The 16,054-nt window shown below is 36.5% G+C and carries 12 protein-coding genes, 4 pseudogenes and 2 other annotated features; of the genes and pseudogenes, 9 read left to right on the top strand and 7 right to left on the bottom strand.

Annotated elements, in window-relative coordinates; all coding sequences use genetic code 11:
• Positions 1 to 355: 355 nt before the first annotated feature.
• The 3 genes from AC3WVZ_RS20545 to AC3WVZ_RS20535 all read left to right on the top strand — a co-directional run bounded on the left by AC3WVZ_RS20545 (position 356) and on the right by AC3WVZ_RS20535 (position 1,923).
• Positions 356 to 895, top strand: coding sequence for a GNAT family N-acetyltransferase (locus AC3WVZ_RS20545; protein WP_002024815.1), 540 nt, complete (start codon positions 356 to 358; stop codon positions 893 to 895).
• 70 nt (positions 896 to 965) lie between these two features.
• A complete protein-coding gene (locus AC3WVZ_RS20540) occupies positions 966 to 1,424 on the top strand; it encodes a GNAT family N-acetyltransferase (RefSeq protein ID WP_000276127.1) in 459 nt (152 codons plus the stop codon).
• A gap of 121 nt (positions 1,425 to 1,545) precedes the next feature.
• Positions 1,546 to 1,923: a hotdog family protein gene (locus AC3WVZ_RS20535; protein WP_000111564.1), complete on the top strand. Its 378-nt coding sequence runs from the start codon at positions 1,546 to 1,548 to the stop codon at positions 1,921 to 1,923.
• Between the two features lie 125 nt (positions 1,924 to 2,048).
• Here AC3WVZ_RS20535 and AC3WVZ_RS20530 read toward each other — a convergent pair.
• A pseudogene (locus AC3WVZ_RS20530) lies at positions 2,049 to 3,418 on the bottom strand (IS1182-like element ISBth7 family transposase); the annotation flags it as partial.
• A gap of 140 nt (positions 3,419 to 3,558) precedes the next feature.
• Positions 3,559 to 4,104 (bottom strand): helix-turn-helix domain-containing protein, encoded by a 546-nt coding sequence (locus tag AC3WVZ_RS20525; protein WP_233935325.1) that lies wholly within the window; start codon positions 4,102 to 4,104, stop codon positions 3,559 to 3,561.
• A 156-nt stretch (positions 4,105 to 4,260) separates the two neighbouring features.
• On the opposite strand from AC3WVZ_RS20525, the gene AC3WVZ_RS20520 reads away from it, so the two are divergent.
• The 3 genes and pseudogenes from AC3WVZ_RS20520 to AC3WVZ_RS20510 all read left to right on the top strand — a co-directional run.
• Positions 4,261 to 4,665, top strand: a complete 405-nt coding sequence (locus AC3WVZ_RS20520) for a DoxX family protein (RefSeq protein ID WP_001071553.1) — start codon at positions 4,261 to 4,263, stop codon at positions 4,663 to 4,665.
• Positions 4,666 to 4,687: 22 nt separating this feature from the next.
• A complete protein-coding gene (locus AC3WVZ_RS20515) occupies positions 4,688 to 5,593 on the top strand; it encodes a VOC family protein (protein ID WP_233935324.1) in 906 nt (301 codons plus the stop codon).
• A 28-nt stretch (positions 5,594 to 5,621) separates the two neighbouring features.
• Positions 5,622 to 6,991 (top strand): annotated as a pseudogene (locus tag AC3WVZ_RS20510) (IS1182-like element ISBth7 family transposase); the annotation flags it as partial.
• Between the two features lie 122 nt (positions 6,992 to 7,113).
• On the opposite strand, the gene AC3WVZ_RS20505 reads toward AC3WVZ_RS20510, so the two are convergent.
• The 3 genes and pseudogenes from AC3WVZ_RS20505 to AC3WVZ_RS20495 all read right to left on the bottom strand — a co-directional run bounded on the left by AC3WVZ_RS20505 (position 7,114) and on the right by AC3WVZ_RS20495 (position 12,813).
• On the bottom strand, positions 7,114 to 7,428 hold the full coding sequence (locus AC3WVZ_RS20505; protein WP_000979553.1) for a 4a-hydroxytetrahydrobiopterin dehydratase: 315 nt from the start codon (positions 7,426 to 7,428) through the stop codon (positions 7,114 to 7,116).
• Entirely contained in the window at positions 7,409 to 9,163 is a 1,755-nt protein-coding gene (locus AC3WVZ_RS20500; protein WP_000163188.1) for an aromatic amino acid hydroxylase, read from the bottom strand. Before AC3WVZ_RS20500 ends, AC3WVZ_RS20505 begins: the two co-directional genes overlap by 20 nt.
• A gap of 163 nt (positions 9,164 to 9,326) precedes the next feature.
• Positions 9,327 to 9,554, bottom strand: a binding site (T-box leader).
• A 50-nt stretch (positions 9,555 to 9,604) separates the two neighbouring features.
• Positions 9,605 to 9,833, bottom strand: a binding site (T-box leader).
• Between the two features lie 220 nt (positions 9,834 to 10,053).
• A pseudogene (locus AC3WVZ_RS20495) lies at positions 10,054 to 12,813 on the bottom strand (S8 family serine peptidase).
• A 228-nt stretch (positions 12,814 to 13,041) separates the two neighbouring features.
• Between AC3WVZ_RS20495 and AC3WVZ_RS20490 the strand changes: the two are divergent.
• Complete coding sequence (locus tag AC3WVZ_RS20490; protein ID WP_000825713.1) at positions 13,042 to 14,280, top strand: eIF2A-related protein; 1,239 nt, start codon at positions 13,042 to 13,044, stop codon at positions 14,278 to 14,280.
• Positions 14,281 to 14,319: 39 nt separating this feature from the next.
• Here the strand turns inward: AC3WVZ_RS20490 and AC3WVZ_RS20485 are convergent, their stop codons facing one another.
• Both AC3WVZ_RS20485 and AC3WVZ_RS20480 read right to left on the bottom strand, forming a co-directional pair.
• Entirely contained in the window at positions 14,320 to 14,442 is a 123-nt protein-coding gene (locus tag AC3WVZ_RS20485; protein ID WP_000071866.1) for a DUF4023 domain-containing protein, read from the bottom strand.
• Positions 14,443 to 14,511: 69 nt separating this feature from the next.
• The gene (locus tag AC3WVZ_RS20480) at positions 14,512 to 14,850 is read right to left on the bottom strand and encodes a hypothetical protein (RefSeq protein WP_000871150.1); all 339 of its coding nucleotides are present in this window, start codon (positions 14,848 to 14,850) and stop codon (positions 14,512 to 14,514) included.
• 168 nt (positions 14,851 to 15,018) lie between these two features.
• Between AC3WVZ_RS20480 and AC3WVZ_RS20475 the strand changes: the two genes are divergently transcribed.
• Together AC3WVZ_RS20475 and AC3WVZ_RS20470 are read left to right on the top strand one after the other, a co-directional pair.
• On the top strand, positions 15,019 to 15,621 hold the full coding sequence (locus AC3WVZ_RS20475; RefSeq protein ID WP_000706238.1) for a histidine phosphatase family protein: 603 nt from the start codon (positions 15,019 to 15,021) through the stop codon (positions 15,619 to 15,621).
• Between the two features lie 18 nt (positions 15,622 to 15,639).
• Positions 15,640 to 16,017: pseudogene (locus tag AC3WVZ_RS20470) on the top strand (delta-aminolevulinic acid dehydratase); the annotation flags it as partial.
• Between the last annotated feature and the right edge of the window lie 37 nt (positions 16,018 to 16,054).

The raw sequence follows: 16,054 nt of genomic DNA, 5'->3' as shown, positions 1-16,054 counted from the left end.
GGGATAAGTATCTAGTATATTTGAAAATCCTACACCCCCCTCAATTGTAGTTTTCTTTATGCTAGTTATGATATGGATGCAGTGGACAATATTTGTCTACTGCTTTTTTTAGTTATTGAGAATGAATATTCTGTATTTTATTGTTGGTTCATTTATCCCACTATTTTCCAGTCAGTAAGACTCCCGCCTAAAAATTCGGCTAAAGCAAAGAAGTTAGACGGGAGATACACTGCCCGTAAACGCCTGGTTGGTGAAGGCTAATAATCAGTGGGGATGAACAAAATTTCCCACTGATTAAAGTTTCACTTTATAATAAATAGTAACATTTCGTATACACACAAAACGTGATCGTGAAATGAAGAAAAAATTAGTGGAAAGGAGTGCCAGCATGTTTCATACAGAACGTTTACAAATTCGCAAATATACAATGGATGATTTACAGTTCTACGCTTCACTGTGGGGGAACGAGAAGGTAATGCGTTATATTGGAAATGGGACGTTAAAAACATATATGCAGTGTAAAAAAAGTCTGGAGGAATGGGTGATTCCTAGCTATAAAAACGGTCTCGGTTTATTTGTATTGATTGAAAAGGAAACGGGAACAAGAATTGGTCATGCAGGGCTGGTAAAGCAGAAGATAGATGGAAAAGAGGAAATTGAAATTGGTTATTGGTTACTTCCTCAGTATTGGGGAAAAGGGTATGCAAAAGAAGCGGCGGCAGCATTTCGTGACTATGGTTTCCAAGCATTACGAATGAATAAATTAATTTCTCTTATTAATCCGAATCATCCCGCCTCAATATTTGTTGCTAGAAAAACCGGGCTCAGCTATGAGAAAACAACGTCATTTCATGGAATCGATGTTCTAGTTTATTCTATTAAGCGTGTTGGATGAAAAAATTACTTTTTTAAAGGTAAATTGCATTTTTTGAAGAATGGTATATGAAAATAAAGGGAGGGGTTACATGTACATTTATCATAATGGACTTATTATTCGTGAGGGAACGAGTAGCGTACCAGCATATGCAATTAAAGCTTTGTTTGAAGATGCTGGTTGGAGTAATGATAATATCCCTTCTTGGCAAATTGAAAAATTTACGATAGCATTCGAAAATTCAACATGGGCTTTCACAATTTGGGATGAGGAAGAGATGGTTGCGATGGTTAGAGTCATTTCTGATGGAATTATGATTGCGAACATAGTAAATTTAGTTGTGAAGTGTGAATATAGAGGGAAGGGATTAGGTAAGAAGCTTGTAGCTCTTTGCCTGCAAAAACTTCCCCACGGTGATTGGTTTGCGCATACATCAGCGAACAATTTTGATTTTTATAGAAGTTGTGGATTTGAAGTTAGAGAGCTATCGAGAAATGGAACATGTGCGTATTATGGATACCAAGTCGCGAAAAGAGATGGTCACCGATAAATGAATGGAAAGTAAAAAAGTATAGCGAGGTAATTTTGAGACTTTTGATAATAGAGAATGGATTGAGGCTCGTTTTATGATAAAATAAAAGAAAATTCTGTTTATTATTAGGGGGATAAAAATGAGTGTAAAAGCTGGGGATGTATTTAAATATGAAAGAAGATTTACTGAGGAAGAAGTTTTTGAATTTGCAAATATTACCGGTGATAAAGGTAGACACCATGTGGAATACGATGAAAATGGAAGATTAATGGTTCATGGTTTATTGACTGCTAGCATTGGGACGAAAGTGGGAGAAGAGTTACATTACATAGCAAGAGAATTAGTAAGTGAGTTTATTAGACCAGTTTTCACAGGAGATACGATCACTTGTGAACTAACTTTAACAAATGTTGAGCAAATGGAAGGCTATAAAAAAGTTTCAATCGAGTCAGTTTATCGCAATCAGCATGAAAAGACTGTACTAGTTGGGACAAGTTATGGAATTATAAGGGGATAAAAAAGAAGCCTGTTTAACAGGCTTCTTTTTTTTCAGAGTGTTGGGAAACCCTTTAGGGTTCCCAACACTCTGGAATCTTTTTTGATTTTAGCGAATAAAAACAACATAAAATAATAGAATTTTAAAAAATAGCCCTCCACCTGACCCTTTTTGGTCAGGTGGAGGGCTATTTTTTTCATGTTTTGACAAGCTGCGGTGAGATAAGCTTGCATTTGGACAGACTTCAGCCCTCGAAACCGGGCATAGCGGTAGCCATGTAGTTCTTTGGCGTCTGCAAAGCTTCGCTCTATAGTGGAACAGCGTACTTTATACAACCTTTTCCCTGTAGCTGTTAGCTTGTTTTTTCTAGCAATATCCTTATATTTCTCCCACACATGATGAGTGATAACTTTTTGTTTTTGTTTCTTTGAAAAGCACACCTCACGTAACGGACAAACAGCGCAGTCTTCTGGATTCGATTTGTATTGACGGTATCCTTCACGATCAGTTGTTACATATTCTAGAATACATCCCATCGGACAAGCGAAAACATTCATTTCTTCTACATATTTAAATTGGCTTTTCGGTACTTCTTTATTCCGTTTTCCAAATCGGCGATACCCCATCACCATAAATATATTCCGTTCTGATAGTTTCTTACAGATATATCCTGTAAAATAGCCAGCATCAAGGGCAACAGCTTCTACTTTGAAGTCGAATTTATCAATCTGAGCTTGGAGGCGTGCTAAATACGGCTCGGAATCTGCCATATTTCCAGCCGTTACATAGGTATCTGTAATAATATTGTACTTCGCATCAGTCGTACGATGATCCAAGAAATGAAAACCATTTGGTTTTCCATCTCTCATTAAAAATCCACTATCTGGATCCGTTGTACTTATACGAGTTTTTTTGGTAGGGGTATCACTTTCCTTTCTAGGTTTTAATTCTTTTTTCCATGTACCTCACGATCTTCGATTACCGCAGCTTCTAGCTCGTCTATATAAAACTTTGCTTTTTCTTTTTTATATTTATGTACAAATTTATTTTTATTGGCATTGGCCTTAATATGTGTAGAATCTGTCATCAGTGCACGTCCTCCTACCATCCGGTGCTCCGTCGCTTGTCTCACAATCTCATCAAAAATTTCTTCGAAAATATTTGTATGAATAAAACGAGTACGACGATTCCAACTGATTGTAGAGTGATCCGGAATAGTATCCGATAGAGAAAACCCTAAAAACCAACGGTAGGCAATATTCGTTTTAATTTCCTTTTCCAATTGACGCTCAGAACGAATACCGTAAAAATATCCAATAAACATCATCTTAAATAAAACAATAGGATGAATGGACGGGCGTCCATTGTTTTCACAGTAATAAGGGCGTAACTTCTCTTCAATAAAATCAAAACTAATTGTCGCTTCAATTGCACGAAGGAAATGATCTTGTGGAACCAACTCTTCTACAGAAACAGATACACGCTCATCACGATGATTTTTTAAAGCACCCATCATAAAAAATCTCTCCTTTTCCTCTTTTTTATCAGTGTTGACACATAAAAAGAGGTTCAGACACAAAAACAGGCTGTGGAGAAGACTTTCTCCACAGCCTGATAAAAAAGAAGCCTGTTTAACAGGCTTCTTTTTTTTATTATTTAATAAACACGTTTTCGATTTTCCGCATAACTAGAGATGAGTAATAATGCAGTTTCTTCTCCTATATTACGAACAATATGAGAAACGCATGCATTCCATGAGAAAGAATCACCTTCTTCTACAATTGCAATATCTTCACCGTGCTGAACTTCTAGTTTTCCGCGTAATACAAGGTGACATTCTTCCCCTTCATGGGCATTTGGTGAGTTTTCTTTCGGGAATCCAGTAGGGATTTCTACTAAAGATAGGCGAAGGCCCCCTTGCTCCGCAACATGTTCAATTCTTTGCTCATCTTTGCCGTATACACTGTATTTCCGTTCTTCTTTTTTGACAATTTTTAATCGATCTTTTTGCTCTAACAATAAATAGGGAAGGGGAACGTTTAAAAAATTGGAGATCGTTTCTAAAGTTGAGATAGATGGTGATGTTTTATTATTTTCAACCTGACTCATAAATCCTTTAGAAAGACCTGTTCCCTCGCAAATTTGTGCAATTGTTATGCCTCTACGTTGACGAATTTCACGTATTGCAGAACCAATATTCATAAAATCAAGCTCCTTTTTGTAAACAACTATTTGTATCATAGCAAAAAAAATATATTTTTTCCCAGTGAAAATGAATTGACGAATAAAAAAAATTAGTGCATGTTTTGTAATGTAAATAAAAGTTTTGTATAAGAAAACTATAAAGGAGAGAATGAAATGAATCAACATATTGGTAACTTAATTATTCGTATCGTGTTAGGGGTAACATTCTTCATGCACGGTTTAACAAAATTCCAATCAGGAATTGACAATATTGCAGGATGGTTTACAAGTATTGGTTTACCAGGAGGACTTGCATACGGTGTAGCAACGTTTGAATTAGTTGGAGGTCTATTATTAATTCTAGGTTTAGGTGTAAGATATATTGGATTATTATTTGCACTTGTTATGGTTGGAGCAATCGTAAAAGTGAAATGGTCAGCTGGTTTATTGGGAGATGGAAAAAATCCTGGTTTCGAATTAGAACTTGCATTATTAGCAATGGGTGCATACTTATTTGTTGCAAAAGCTGATGGTTTTGTAGATAATTTCTTAAAAGAAAAAATGTCAAAAAAGAACTAATTTAAATGGGGGGGCTAACAAGATGAGTTTTCAACTTCATCCCGATACAACACTTGATGTTGTTCATTTATACGTATCTAATGTAAAGAAATCACTAGAGTTTTATACGGAAGTACTAAGTATGAAGGTGCTAAGAGAAGAAGAAGCAGTCGTTACATTTGGGAATGAAAATGATGAACCACTTCTTATCATTGAAGAAAAGAAAGAAGCTTTTCCGAAGCAAAGAGGAAGAACAGGGTTATATCATTATGCAATTTTATTACCAAGTAGACAGGATTTAGCGAATGTTCTTCGTCATCTTGTAGAGATGGTATATCCACTACATGGCGGAGCCGATCATTACTTTAGTGAAGCTCTTTATTTAGCTGATCCAGATGGAAACGGGATTGAAATTTATCATGATCGACAAAAAGAAGTTTGGCGTGATGAGAATGGAGAACTCCCATTTGTTAGTAACCCGTTAGCTGGTGAAGAATTATTACAGCAAGGAAGTACATGGAATGGCTTTCCAGCTGGTACTGTGATGGGGCATATTCATTTTCATGTAGCTGATTTAGAGGAAGCGAAACGTTTCTATGTTGATGGTCTTGGTTTTGAAGTAACGATTCCAGCTCGTAATGGAGCATTGTTCGTATCTGCAGGTGGTTATCATCATCATATCGGTTTAAATACATGGCAAGGTGAAGGGGTACCACCGCAAATGCCAGGTTCTGTTGGTTTGAAATATTTCACAGTTGTACTAGCGAATGAAAAACAAAAAGAGCAAGTATGTGAAAGCTTAAAAAATATTGGCAAGATTGCTACGTACAAAGATGGAATATTACAAGTCGAGGATCCATTTGGACATTGTATCCTTTTCAGGCTGTGGAGAAAGTCTTCTCCACAGCCTGTTTTTGTGTCTGAACCTCTTTTTATGTGTCAACACTGATAAAAAAGAGGAAAAGGAGAGATTTTTTATGATGGGTGCTTTAAAAAATCATCGTGATGAGCGTGTATCTGTTTCTGTAGAAGAGTTGGTTCCACAAGATCATTTCCTTCGTGCAATTGAAGCGACAATTAGTTTTGATTTTATTGAAGAGAAGTTACGCCCTTATTACTGTGAAAACAATGGACGCCCGTCCATTCATCCTATTGTTTTATTTAAGATGATGTTTATTGGATATTTTTACGGTATTCGTTCTGAGCGTCAATTGGAAAAGGAAATTAAAACGAATATTGCCTACCGTTGGTTTTTAGGGTTTTCTCTATCGGATACTATTCCGGATCACTCTACAATCAGTTGGAATCGTCGTACTCGTTTTATTCATACAAATATTTTCGAAGAAATTTTTGATGAGATTGTGAGACAAGCGACGGAGCACCGGATGGTAGGAGGACGTGCACTGATGACAGATTCTACACATATTAAGGCCAATGCCAATAAAAATAAATTTGTACATAAATATAAAAAAGAAAAAGCAAAGTTTTATATAGACGAGCTAGAAGCTGCGGTAATCGAAGATCGTGAGGTACATGGAAAAAAGAATTAAAACCTAGAAAGGAAAGTGATACCCCTACCAAAAAAACTCGTATAAGTACAACGGATCCAGATAGTGGATTTTTAATGAGAGATGGAAAACCAAATGGTTTTCATTTCTTGGATCATCGTACGACTGATGCGAAGTACAATATTATTACAGATACCTATGTAACGGCTGGAAATATGGCAGATTCCGAGCCGTATTTAGCACGCCTCCAAGCTCAGATTGATAAATTCGACTTCAAAGTAGAAGCTGTTGCCCTTGATGCTGGCTATTTTACAGGATATATCTGTAAGAAACTATCAGAACGGAATATATTTATGGTGATGGGGTATCGCCGATTTGGAAAACGGAATAAAGAAGTACCGAAAAGCCAATTTAAATATGTAGAAGAAATGAATGTTTTCGCTTGTCCGATGGGATGTATTCTAGAATATGTAACAACTGATCGTGAAGGATACCGTCAATACAAATCGAATCCAGAAGACTGCGCTGTTTGTCCGTTACGTGAGGTGTGCTTTTCAAAGAAACAAAAACAAAAAGTTATCACTCATCATGTGTGGGAGAAATATAAGGATATTGCTAGAAAAAACAAGCTAACAGCTACAGGGAAAAGGTTGTATAAAGTACGCTGTTCCACTATAGAGCGAAGCTTTGCAGACGCCAAAGAACTACATGGCTACCGCTATGCCCGGTTTCGAGGGCTGAAGTCTGTCCAAATGCAAGCTTATCTCACCGCAGCTTGTCAAAACATGAAAAAAATAGCCCTCCACCTGACCAAAAAGGGTCAGGTGGAGGGCTATTTTTTAAAATTCTATTATTTTATGTTGTTTTTATTCGCTAAAATCAAAAAAGATTCCAGAGTGTTGGGAACCCTAAAGGGTTTCCCAACACTCTGAAAAGGAGAAGCCTAAAAAGGCTTCTCCTTTTATTTTCTTATAATTGCTTTTTCGTTTTGTAAAAATAGTTCATCAAATTGTTTTGCAAGCTCAAAATCTAGTTTCGTTAAACCTTTTGCATTCCAAGATGACAAAGTAATAATAACTGCTTTATACTGGATAAGGATAAATGGATGGTGATTATGTTCTTCTGATAGTTTGGCGGCTTCAGAGACAAATTCGACTCCTTTTAAGTAGTCGGAAAACATATATTTTCGTTCAATCCATTTCTCATCTTTTACCATCCATTTATCTACCTTCAATAATTCTTCGTGAACTTGTTCTTCAGTTAATCTTAGCATCATTTTTCACATCCTTTACTGGAAGTAACGCAAGACCATTGTTAATAAGGCGTGTTACAGCTTCGTCAGTTGTGAAAGTAGAAAGTTGATGTAGTAATGCTGCCGATGTTTCATGCCCTTTGTTATGCTCTAAAAGTAACTCTAATACTTCAAGGCGCAGCAACCATTCTTTCGCATAAAATTTATTTAATACTTCTTGAATTGCTACTAATTGATCGATATGCGCGTCGTGTAAAATCCCCTCACTTCGAATATCTCGAACTGTTTGATACATACGTTCAAGTTCATTCAGTACAAGTGGAGCAGGAATTTCGTGAACTTCTTCATCCATTGGGAAAAATGCTGCGGCATCTGCGGCACCTGGGAATACTGAAGTGATTTGTGAGCCAACAGCCATATCAAATGCGCCCCATGAAGCATCAAATAAAACGCGGGCGTTATAAGTAACTGTGCAATCGATAAAGGAAATAAGAGCAATTTTCTTATCGTTTTTTACAATATCTGTTACTGTTCCTTTTACATGAATACCACTTGCAAAAGTAAACTCAGCGATAGTTCCAATTGTAATTCCTAATGATTGTAGTTGTTCGTCTGTACAATTTTCTAATGCAATATTTTCAGTGAGTAATCCAATCGGTGTTCCAAATCCGTCACTGTGTACAGAAGTAGAATGATTTGCTAACTGTTTATTATGAAGCGCTAATGCCGTTGGCGAATTTGTTCGCATGTAAATTAATTCCCCTGCATCGTTTTCAATTGTCTCGCTAAATGTACCTGTAATTTGTAATCCACTATTTAGCTCAGCTGTTGCATAGTTCTCAGAGCGAATTGCTTTTTCTAAACCTTCTTTTCCACCTGTTTTAAAGGCCATTGTTTTAGAAAATGTTTCAAGCGCATCTGTTAATTCTTCAAAGGATTCACAAACAAATAGTTGTGGTTGCATTTTTGTTACGTCATAAGTTGTCCCTATACATGCTTCGATAGAAAATGGAACCTTTTCTACAGCGTCTGTTAAGCAATGTTTGCTTTCGCCAACAGAAGAAAGGAGACCAGCACCATATATCTTTGGATCATCTATATTTCCAATCAATCCATATTCTACTGTCCACCAGAAAAGACGTGAAATTTGTTCAGCTTCTGATAAACCAGAAACTAAGTTTTGTTTTTCAATTACAGCATTTTCAGCAGCCTTAACTTCATCAGGAGTAGAAGTAGGGCTTTCTTTCACTATCGTTAATGTACGAACAGCTTCAAATGCATCATGTTCTTCTTTTGTAGAGAAAGCTTTTGCACCAATTTGCCCAAAACGTTTCACATATTTTGCATATGTAGGATCAAGTAAAATCGGTGCGTGTCCTGCGGCTTCGTGTACGATATCTGGAGCTGGTGTGTACTCGATATTTTCTACTTTCCGAATATCTGTTGCGATCGGTAGTAATCCGTGTCCTTGAAAATCGAAGAATGCTACGCCGGGAATAAGTCCGTCAATCGTTACAGCGCCCCAGCCACTTGGTGCCAAACACTCATTCATTTCTTCTACTTTTGGAATTGCATCTATATTAATACCAGATGATTGTAGTCCGTTCACATAGGCTGGATGAGCAACGTCTTTTAAGAAGCTATGATTTTGTCTCATAATGTAACGCCACACAGCGTGATTCACCGGTGTGTATTGATCATAATGTTGTGTGGATACGAATGGTTTTAAATGCGATGGAATTTCTGTTTTCTTTGTCATTTAGACATCCTCCTTTTTTTCTATAAAATTGAATATCGATCTCGTATAGCTTGTATCACCTCCCTTCATTATTTGTAAGCGCTTATAAAATTTTATCATAAGATTCGGAATTATTTAACATCTGTTTCTGTGAGAAATAGAAAAAGCCCCTATCGGAAAATCCGATAGGGGCGAAAGAATCGCGGTACCACCCTATTTGTAAGTGAAAATATACTTACATCTCAATTAATGATAACGGAAAAATTCCGTCTTTTCCTTCATGCATAAAAGCACTACGAAAAAGAAGCTCCAGAATTGTAATTCATACTTATATATGTGCTAATTTCCACCGACCATTAGCTCTCTGTAACAGGGATATAAGATACTACTGCGATTCTTTCAACGCGTATATATGAAATTGTGTAATAGGATGGACGCAAAAAAGTCCCTATCGGAAAATCCGATAGGGACGATAAAAATCGCGGTACCACCCTATTTGTAAACAACTAATTGTTTACCACTCACTTTACGATAACGGAAAGATCCGTCTTTCTCTTCATGCATAAAAAGCATTACGGGAAAGAAGCTCCAGAATTGTAATTCACGCTTGTATATGTACTGATTCGCACCAACCATCAGTTCTCTGAGACAGTGATATAAGTCGCTACTAGTATTCCTTCAAAGCCGATATATAATTCGTTCAACTAAACTATGTTTTGTATTATAAAACTATATTAAAAAAATTGTCAACAAAAATTTTTTATCTCGTGTTAATGAGCAGTAAAATTCCTACCTCAAAATTCGGTTGGAGCAAAGAAGTGAGATGGGAGATTAACTGCCCGTAACTCCCGATTGGTGAAGGGTAATAATCAGTGGGGATGAACGAAATCTCTACTGATTAAAGTTTCACTTTATTTCACTTCTAAATTAACAGTTAAATTAGAGGTATTGCCAGCTGCATCAGTTGCTACAATGTGAATAGTATTTTTTCCTTCTTGTAATTGAGTACGATCGAAATAAATGTCATAGCTTTTCTCCCAAGGGTTCAGGAATGCCTGGTCCCATACACCATTTCCGTTAATTTCATATTGCATTCTCACTGGAATACCAGGTGCTATCCAACCAGATTCTGACATCCAATCTAGTAGAATATCATCAACTTTTCCTCTAATTACGAGATTTTCTTGGTCAACTTCGTATGTTAACTTAGGTGCAGTTCGATCAAGAAATACAGCAGCTGTTTGTTTTGTTTCTCCGCCAGAATTAGAAGCAACTGCTTCGATTTGATATAGCCCGTCAGCTAAAGGAGTTCCATCGGTTGTTGTACCATTCCATTTGAAAGGTTTGTATCCAGGAGTTGCATTTTTAGCTTGATGGATAATCCCTTGATACGTTACACGTTCTTTCGTAACTAAATTTGCATGCAATGTTACATCATCCACAGGCGCAACTAAATAGTAGTTGATGAGATTATCATCTAGTACTTGGTCGCCATTTGGGCTAAAAGTAGAATTAATAATTTCAAGTCCATCGATACGTTTATAATCTTTAGGATCGATACTAAATGTGAATGGAATTCGAATTTCTTCTTTTGCCCCTTGTTCTTTTACATATACATTTCCAGTATACACACCTTGTGGTAGTGAGCTATCTACAGTGATAGTAAATGGTTTTTCGGTACTACTATTCGGTTGAATGCTAATCGATGAAGGGACAGAAGCTTTTACTTTTGTGTTTGTGTTTGTGTTTGCATCTAGTAACTCCACACGAGTTGAAAAACTTTTCTTTTTACTAGAAAGGTTTTGTAATGTAACATTTTGCGTCAGTTTTACTTTTCCGCTATTTGGCTTAATAAGACCAAAGCTGACATTGTTAGGTTTTACTAATACATTTGTTTGAGCTGCTTTCGGAATGTTAATTAAACCTGATCCTTGTGCCATAACAGGGTATGTATTTTCATTGACATCATGTAATGTTTTTGCATTGTTAGCAAGAGCCGCTTTCAATTGTTCTGTCGTCCAATCAGGATGCATTTGACGCAAGAGGGCAACCGCTCCAGCTACTTGCGGAGCAGCCATACTTGTTCCGTTATGCGATTCATAGCCGCCTCGCGGTACTGTACTAGTAATTTGTACTCCAGGTGCAACAACATCAGGCTTTATTAGCCAACTTCCTTGTGATGGTCCTCTTGAACTAAAGTTACCGATAAGTTCTGTTTGCTTTGGTTGTCCAATTTTTATATTTTTCTTTCGTTTTGTAATTAAAGTTTTTAATTCTTCCCCATTTGTATTTGATAATTGCATTACTGGGACAGCTAGATGTTCACGTGAAAAATATTCCGGCATCATATTAATTTCTTTTTCGCTAGAGATTAATAACACACCAAGTGCACCAGCTTGCTTCGCTTGTTCTGCTTTTACTAATGTACTAGAAGTACCTTGTAAAATAAGTGCGAATTTCCCTTTCACATCTTGTTTTGCATAATCACTTGGATTGCCATAACCAACATATACAAGAGGAGAATCATTTCCTATTGGAAAATCGGATTTTGATAATGGTAACCCTTGATATGTTTTGCTGGAACCAGTTACTTGGAATGTTGGAAACGGGATAGAAACCGTAGATGCTCCAACAGAAATGACACTACTTGCGTTACCGGGAGCATCAACAGACCAAGGTTTTGGTCCGTCATTTCCATTTGAAACGACAGCAGTAACACCAAGTTTCGCTGCCCGTTCTAACGTTAATGTTACAGGCTGATCAGGTACATTTAAATCCTGCCCAAGGGAGAGGTTTAACACATCCGCACCATCTTGAATTGCTCGCTCAATTCCTTGGATAATATCATCTGTTGTACCAGTTCCACCGTCATTCATTACACGATAGGCTAGAATAGAAGCGTTTGGAGCAACGCCTTTAATTTTTCCGTTACCCGCAATAATTCCAGCTACATGAGTACCATGTACGTTACCATCCATTGGATCGTTATCTTCATCAACCGTGTCATATCCACCGATATAATTTGCCTTTAGGTCAGGGTGTGTATAGTCTACGCCAGAGTCGATAATGGCTACTTTCATGCCTTTTCCATCAAGCGGTTTGCCAAATGGATCTTTTAAATTCCACGCTTCAGGTGCACCAATTGTCGGTCCACCGATATTTGGTGCTTCTTCGTTAGTAGCACTTTTTGATGTTTCATGCAATTTATATGTTAAGTTCGGATAGACTGCTTTTACTTCAGGTAAAGAGGCAAGAGAGGTAATTTGATCTCCAGGAATTGAAATAGAGAATCCGGAAAATAACGTATTATACACTTCTTTAATTTTTGCACCAGGTGCTTTTTCTTTTATTTTCTTAGTCGTATCTTCTTGTGCTTTTTTGAGCTCAGCATGATAAGACTGTGCATTACTATTTTGTAAATCTGGAGCATGCTGAATATTACTTTGAGCAGCGAGAGGTGCATGTTGTAATTCTACAATTACTGATATTTCTTTTGTTGTTTTCGTTTCAACATTTTGAGCGATTTTATGTTCTCACCACTGTTCAATCGTTGTTTTTAATTGTGGACTAAATTGCTTCTCCTTTTGTAGTGATTCAGCATGAGCACTTAAAGCTCCAAAACTAGAAAAGACAAGCGCCATGCTTAATAGTGTAGATGTAGTTTTTTTCATTGATACTCCCCCTAATAAAAAGTGCCAATATTCAGAAATAAAATCTTGCATTTTAGTTAGAAATTATACATATAAATGTTGGCTAAACTATACTTTCGACATAATTCATACCAATCCTCTATGGATTGAAAATTTCTTGGGAAATTTTTTCTGATTATGTCGAATCGATATTTTTCACATATTGTAGGGATAAAGTGAGGAATGCTATGAGGGAAATGGAGTGATGGTATGAAAAGGCTAATAGTACGTAGTAGTGTAGTGTTGTTTATGTTTTTATGTTCTATCACTATTACTAGTGCAGAAAATAATAGTGTGAAAGTTGCTTTTATTCGTCATCATAATCTTTGGATTAAAGTTGATGGGAAAGAAATACAGATTACAAAAGGAGAGTACATAACAGGGCCGAAGTGGTCATATGATGGGGAGTGGCTAGCGTATGTAAAAGGGAAGAAACAAAGTATTCTTGAGTTATATCGGTTGAAAGATGGAAAGAAAGTTACGCCGTTTCACTCAGAAGCATCGAATTATCAATGGTCACCAACAGAAAATATAATTGCATTTATATTTACAGGTACATTACATACATTTGATGTAGAAAAAAAGAATACAGATTTTGAAAATGTATCGGCAGGTGTAGGAGATTATGCATGGTATCCTGATGGAAAGAAGTTTTTTGTATCCTCTGAAGCACACTTACTTCCAACAGGATGGACAGGGGCTCAGCTATATGAAGTGCAAAAAGATGCACATATGAATCCTCACAAAATGAAGCATTTGTATGCATTACCAAATGAACATGATGATTTCCTAGCATTAGTTGCAAGTGGCTTTCAGTGGTCGCCAGATCAAAAGTGGATTTCATTTTTAGCAGTACCGACAGCTTCATGGTCAGCTGATAGCAATACGCTTTGCTTAGTTCGTGCAGATGGTAGTCGTTTTGAAAAGGTAGATCAAATGTTATTAAACACACAATGGTTCAAATGGGCGCCAGCCAACAATATATTGGCCTATATTGAAGGAAGCGGGAGAGTTGCATTAGAGAATAAACATTTGAAAGTGAAAGAATTGCCAGCACTTCAGCAGAACACATTTACACCGAAAGGATATGTCGATTGGGATTTTACATGGAAGAATGATAACGTAATTATCGTTTCACGAGCAAAAGAGGCGGGAATAGAAACTCCACCAGAAAAAAGACCACTACCATCTTTATATGAGATCGATAGTACAAGCGACGAACAACATCGAATCACAAAGCTACCTCATAGGCAAGGAGATTATCATCCGCTCTTCATGAATAAGAGTAATCAATTAATATGGATACGTTCAGACCGTAAGAAAGCGGATGTATGGCTTGCTCATAAGGATGGAAAGCATGAAATGAAGTGGATTGAAAATATAGATGTACCAGAATGGTATTATGAGAAATGGAATTGGGGAAATGTTATCTCGGTAAAAGAAGAATAAAGAACTGCCTAAAAGATTGTTTTAGGCAGTTTTTTACTGTTATTTATGTGTTTTATTTGGCTTTTTTTTCGCTGGGTTTCCGTTCCCTTGGCGCTTTCTATTTTGTTCATCTTTTGCTTGTTTTTCATGTAGTGTATCTAAAAATTCATTCGAGTTACTCATGTTTATATCTCTCCTTTCATTTTGTCATGATTACTATAACCATTTAGGAGGATAATCATGAGTTAGAAGTTAGGCACTTAATTTTCTTCGATAATGTAAGTAAAATATTCCATACATAACAAATAGCATGAGTAAAACTTGTAACTCTACATTTTCTTTTAAAATAGCTGCGATAGTGTCTGGTAAGTACGGTGATTTATCGTTTGTGCTTAAACCTAACCATTTATTTAAGAGGCTAATGGTACAAAACATAAAAACACCGGACCAGCTTGCCGTAATTGCTTTTTGCTTAATTTTTGTTTCACGTTCATCATCTGTAATCCAAGGATTAGCAGTTTTATCACTACTAAAGAAGCCGTTTATATATCCCCATACAATCATTCCAATAAAGACAATTATCCATTTCATATATGTAATTCTCCTTTCTGTGTAAAAAGTTTTTTACATATAATATTGTAATATTTTACAAAGTTTCATGTCAAATGTTTTTTACATATTGGTTTTCATATAGCAGGAATAAAGTATGAGATAGGGAAGAAATATGTAAGAGGATTTCATAATGAGAGGAGGAAGGGGATGAAAATTGTCTTTGTTCGGCACGGGGAAGGAGAACATACAAGGGATTTGCCATCAAGTTTAAAAGTGCTTCATCCGCCATTGACGGATGAAGGAAGGAATCAGGCTAAATTACTTCAATGCAATGTGCCATTACAAGAGGCGGATATATTAATTGCTAGTCCTACACTTAGAACTTTGCAAACGGCGACAATATGGAGTGCGAAAGTTGCTTGTCAAAAAATCGTTCATCCATATGTATCTCCGCGTATTTTTCCTTATCGAGAAGAAGCGAGAACATTACCGTGCGATTATATAGTAGATCAGGGAATGATAACAAAGTTATTTCCGCATTTTTCGATAGAGAAAAGCTCAAATAATCAGTTATGGAAGGAAGGTATAAACACTATTTCAGAGAATAGTTTTCAGCAAATAGTAGATAAATTTCTTCTTTGGTGTTATGAACTGGGTGCGGAAAGAATTTGCATTGTATCTCACGATGGAACAATTACAGCATATAGGCAATATTTACAGAAAGTCGTTTTAACTAGATCAGATTTTTTGAAAGAAACGGGCATATATGAAATGGATTTATCCCATAAAATTCTGATTGATAAGGGCTGATTATAGGATGGGGGTTGTATGTTGAATGTTGCACTAGTAGTTGGTTTTAATTCGGATTTAGAGGCGCAATCAATCCGAGCATCTCTTGAATATTTTGGTGCAAGGGTTGTGACATATTGGATTGGTAGACCGAAAGATTTTGTGGAAGTTCTTTCTGGAAAGAACTTATTTAACGATATTAATTATATTATTTTTTGCTTTCATGGTGAAGAAGGGAAGTTTGTCATGGAAGAGTTAGGCGAAGAAGTATATGAACAAGATGAACCGAGAGGGTATTTTGGTACAGAAGAAATTTATAAATATGCAAAATTGCATAATACACATATTGTAAATAGCGGGTGCACGTTAGGGGAGCAAAATCTAGCAAAGTCTTTTTGTAACTACTCAGCTTCTTCAAATAAAAAAACAGGCCAAATACATGTTTCCGATTCGA

This window comes from Bacillus sp. CPT56D-587-MTF (genome assembly GCF_058792335.1).
Note: the sequence above shows the minus strand (reverse complement) of the source record. Positions and strands in the feature narration are given on the sequence as shown.